The 4259-nt window shown below is 54.0% G+C and carries 5 protein-coding genes; 4 read left to right on the forward strand and 1 reads right to left on the reverse strand.

Translation table 11 applies throughout. The annotated features are described in order from the left end of the window. The first annotated feature begins 83 nt into the window (after positions 1-83). From OS035_RS33250 to OS035_RS33265, 4 genes are all read left to right on the forward strand, one after another. Entirely contained in the window at positions 84-422 is a 339-nt protein-coding gene (locus OS035_RS33250; protein WP_331815592.1) for a hypothetical protein, read from the forward strand. Next, positions 409-1290 (forward strand): AAA family ATPase, encoded by an 882-nt coding sequence (locus OS035_RS33255; RefSeq protein ID WP_246721529.1) that lies wholly within the window; start codon positions 409-411, stop codon positions 1288-1290. The genes OS035_RS33250 and OS035_RS33255 overlap by 14 nt, the downstream gene beginning before the upstream one ends. Before the next feature lie 432 nt (positions 1291-1722). Continuing rightward, positions 1723-2316 carry a DUF6088 family protein gene (locus OS035_RS33260; RefSeq protein ID WP_128408470.1) on the forward strand — a complete coding sequence of 198 codons (594 nt, stop codon included), beginning with the start codon at positions 1723-1725 and terminating at the stop codon, positions 2314-2316. After that, a complete protein-coding gene (locus OS035_RS33265; protein WP_331815600.1) occupies positions 2309-3247 on the forward strand; it encodes a nucleotidyl transferase AbiEii/AbiGii toxin family protein in 939 nt (312 codons plus the stop codon). The genes OS035_RS33260 and OS035_RS33265 overlap by 8 nt, the downstream gene beginning before the upstream one ends. A gap of 124 nt (positions 3248-3371) precedes the next feature. On the opposite strand, the gene OS035_RS33270 is transcribed toward OS035_RS33265, so the two are convergent. Continuing rightward, a partial coding sequence (locus tag OS035_RS33270) for a hypothetical protein (RefSeq protein WP_331815603.1) occupies positions 3372-4259 on the reverse strand: 888 nt, incomplete at its 5' end.

Consider the following 4259-nt stretch of genomic DNA (forward strand, 5'->3'; position numbering starts at 1 on the left):
CCTGTGTCGCCTGAATATCCACAAGCCGCTGACCTTTCCAGCCAGAGAAACTTAACGTGACAACACCGCGGCGCGAAGTGGCTGTGACCATCTTGACAGGGAAGCAGGAAACGTCTGGTTCCCAAAGCTTACTGGCATCTCCTGTGGCGAGCTTGACAGAATTAGGTGCGGCCCTGCTGAAAGAAGCGGAAGCGCTCGCCCAGTCAGGTGAAATCGAACAACGGCAGAAGATTGTTGCGGAGCAGAACGAACTATTGGACCGCAAGGTGTTATCCGCAGCAAAAGATCGCCTCATCAAACGCCGTAACCTGCTGCAAGACGACGGCCGCTTCGCAGCTGCCCTCACAGAGGTCAACACGAAGGGAATCACGCATAAGGCAAACGAACTGATCGATCTCCATTTGACCAATGGTGGTGTCTGATCGGTTCGATGAGGAACGCGGTTATCTCGACATCACCCACCTTAAAATCGGGCTGGCGAGGAAGAGCGGGCAGACCAAAGCCTCATTCCAAACCAATACCGGTACAGCGCTGGCCAAGCTTACGTCAGAGATACTGAGCGAAGGCGAGCAACGTGCGTTGGCGCTCGCCGCCTTCTTTACCGAGGTCACGGTGACGGAGGGCTCGGGACCGATCGTCATCGATGACCCGGTATCGTCGCTTGACCGCGACCGCGGACTTAAGGTCGCTGCGCGTATCGCAGAGGAGGCCAAAAGCCGCCAAGTCATCGTTTTCACACACGACCTAATATTCTTCAACGATCTATGCCGCGAGGCTGATGATCGTGGGATCAAGACGGCCACCATCGGTTTGTTTTCGGACGGAGCAAATGCCGGTAAGATCGACCCAGCGGGCGTTGCATGGAGGGGTCTTTCTGTTTCCAAAAGACTCGGTCCGATCAAGAATGACTTTGCCCCGGTACGCAAACAGCATTCGGTCAGTCCCGCCGACTACGAGTTTGCGATCAAGAACCTCTACGGGCGCCTGCGCGATACATATGAGCGGCTGGTGGAGGAGTTCATTTTCTGCGATGTCGTGCGCCGCGGTGTTGATCGCATCGAGACGCAAAAACTGCGTTTTGTCCATCTTTCCGACGCGCTGGCGATCCGGTTTCATGAAGGAATGTCGCGCGTCAACACCTACAGTCACGATAATCCGGCATCCGCAACGGTTTCTGTCCCAACCCCAGATGAGTTCGATACCGATATCAACTTCATCGAGAATCTAATCGAAGACCTCCAAGCGGAAAGCAAATCGGCGGAGGTTAAGCGTCCTAGCATGAAGAAATAAGAACATGTTGCTCCACTCCCTCACGCACGCCAACTCCCGCTGACCTGCGACACTCTGGACTCATCGCCATGATCCGCCGTCACGGCCTTCCATTTGCCAGTGGATGTTGTGGAAGCTCTCAAAACTGTAGCGCCTCGCCAGCTCCCGGTATCGTCGAAGGTCGCGAAGTTCTCAGGCGCCGTCCCGCTTGCGTCAACTAACTCTTTGATAGCCCCCTGATTGGGAGCAATGGCTGGCTCTGACAAAATGGATGAAGAACTCTTTCACCCTTTGCCGGCGTGTGCTCTTCGGGTCGAGGACAGTCCGGCCCGGAAGCCACTGACGACCTGGAAAATTGGGAGAAGCAACATGCAGTAGGTTTTGCATGAATTTTGGATAAAAAAACTTGCAGGTTTTGATCAATGAACTACATTGGGGTCGAGGTGAAACACGATGGCAAAACTCGATGAGTTGAAAAGGCGATTAACGCCAGGCAAAGTCTACCGGCGTGCAGACCTCACAAAATGGTCTGCGGCGGTCGATCGCGATTTGCGCGCGCTTGTGGATGCGGGCGAGCTGACGAAAGTTTCCGCAGGGGTCTATCTGCGACCGAAACAGACGGCATTCGGTAAAGCTCCGGCCGACGAGAAAGATCTGGTTGAAGCCTTTCTCAAAGACAAGAGATTTTTGCTGACGACACCGAATGCTTATAATGCCCTCGGCGTTGGGACGACCCAGCTCTACAATCACACCGTTGTCTACAACAGAAAGCGTCATGGGCAGTTCAAGCTCGGCAACCGCCTCTATGACTTTCGCAAGAAGGCTGAGTTCCCCGAAACGCTGAGCAAGGAATTCCTGCTGGTCGATCTCGTGAACAACGTCAAACGCCTCGCTGAAGGCGAAAGCGTGGTCCTCAAACAGGTGAAAGCCAAAGCCAAGGCGCTGGACTCGAGTGCGCTGAAGCGAGCGGTTGATGATTACGGCGGAGTACGGGCCAAGCGGTTCTTCAGCGAAGTCCTCGAAGAGCAAGCGCAGTTGCATGCCTGAATATCTTCACCGCCATCCTGAGTTCGCGGACCTGATCAGGATTGTCGGCGAAGATATGGGGATCATCCCCGCCTTGGTCGAAAAAGACTATTGGATCATGCATTGCCTGTTCAGCCTGAAGCAGGCTGGATTTCAATTTGAGCTTAAAGGCGGAACGTCGCTATCCAAGGGCTTCGGCCTTATAGAGAGGTTCTCGGAAGACATCGATCTTCGGATAGACCCTCCAGAGACGCTCGGCGTCGCAACTGGCCGCAACCAGAACAAACCGAAGCAGGTCGAGAGCCGGCAAACGTTCTACGACTGGCTTGCTCATAATATTTCGATCAATGGAATTGAGGTGGTCGAGCGTGATCGGGCGTTCGACGATGTAAAATTTCGTAGTGGTGGCATCCGCTTGCTCTACAAACCGACTTCAACGGAAGCCGTCGATCTCAAGGACGGTGTCCTTCTCGAAGTTGGTTTCGACGACGTCACACCAAACGAGGCGGCGGACATCAGTTCTTGGGCCTATGACTATGCAGTGGATACGGTCGACATCATCGACAATCGTGCGCTGGGCATCCTGTGCTATCACCCGGGGTATACGCTTGTTGAAAAGCTCCAGACGATCTCCACAAAGTATCGCACACAGAGACTTACCGGCGAATTTCCGGTGAATTTTCTGCGCCATTACTATGACATTTTCTGTTTACTTGGAAACGCCGATGTCCAGGCGTTCGTGGGAAGCCAACCGTACCTCGACCATGAGGAAAGACGTTTTCGATCGGAAGAACGGGACCTAACAATCAATCCTGCCTTCGGCCTTCTGGAACCATCGATTTTCGCTGAATATGAGAGAGCTTATGAGAGCACGCGCTCGCTATACTATTTGAGGCGACCAACGTTCTCGGAGATTATGCAACGAATCCGTGACTTTGCCGAAAGGCTGTAAAGGGTGTGCGGCGCTCATTTAAACAAAGCCCACTCCAATACGCATTGATATGCGAGCCGGACACTCTCGCCTTGCGTACCCGGCTTCAATTTACCAACCGATCGAGCTGGGAGGGGATGGTCTCTTAACCTTCCCTTCCGTCGTCCCAAGGCTCATGTTCAATTTTCACAATCTGCAATCGCGCGTTTTTCTCCTCAAGACGCCATCGGCGTTTCAGATAAAATTCCATCGCCTGGCGAACCACTACCACTAGCAGCTCACCTGAAAAACCATACTCTTTGCTCACTACCGCGGCCTGCTCAGCGGACAGACCTGCGTGGGGACGCAGGAAAATGCGAGCTCGCGTGCGCCACTCTTCATCCAAAGGCAAAGCTTGCTCCAATTGGCGTTCGTCAAAGGAACTCGACGGGCTAAAGCGGATCGGAAGATAGTCACGATAAGCTTGGTGCTTGAAGCTGAATGCCCTGAGATGGACGTTCTCCCCATCCGATGTGAACCGAACCGGCGCCAGCCACTGTCCTTCGTCAGCGCCTGTCGTCATCGACGTGTAGGAAACATGGATTGCTTTTCCCGTTCTCATCACATTGTAAAGGCGCGCCACGATTGCCGCGTCGGCTTGACGAAAGGGCCGCGGTACTGAAGCCGAGCCACTTTCGCCGTCTTCGGCATCCTCCAGAACCTCAAAGTCGGTGGTTAGGCTGGGCGTCATCAGTGACTGATGATTTGCGCGCGCAATGTAGGCTTTCCGCACGGGGTCATAATCTGGCGGAACGGGAGCCAACTGCAGGTAGGTCCGGAAATCGATCGCCGCTTGAGCGCTGGATATTCGAAAACGATCGATCAGGTCCCGCCGGTTTGCAGCACCTCGCCAAGTCAGGCACCGGTCCAGAAAAATCACGCGCTCGCGCTGGGCATATTTAAGGTCATTGATCGTCATGGAATTTATGGGGCTGTCGCAAACATTTCTGCGGCTCGCAATTATCCCATGAACGGCGTCATTTTCATGCTTTGT

Source organism: Rhizobium sp. 268 (assembly GCF_036571585.1).
In the GTDB taxonomy this organism is placed as follows: Bacteria; Pseudomonadota; Alphaproteobacteria; order Rhizobiales; family Rhizobiaceae; genus Rhizobium; species Rhizobium redzepovicii.

Bases quoted from the DNA above. Each gene is read 5' to 3' on its own strand.
- OS035_RS33255 (WP_246721529.1), top strand. From the start codon at position 409: ATGGTGGTGTCTGATCGGTTCGATGAGGAACGCGGTTATCTCGACATC.
- OS035_RS33260 (WP_128408470.1), top strand. From the start codon at position 1,723: ATGGCAAAACTCGATGAGTTGAAAAGGCGATTAACGCCAGGCAAAGTC.
- OS035_RS33265 (WP_331815600.1), top strand. From the start codon at position 2,309: ATGCCTGAATATCTTCACCGCCATCCTGAGTTCGCGGACCTGATCAGG.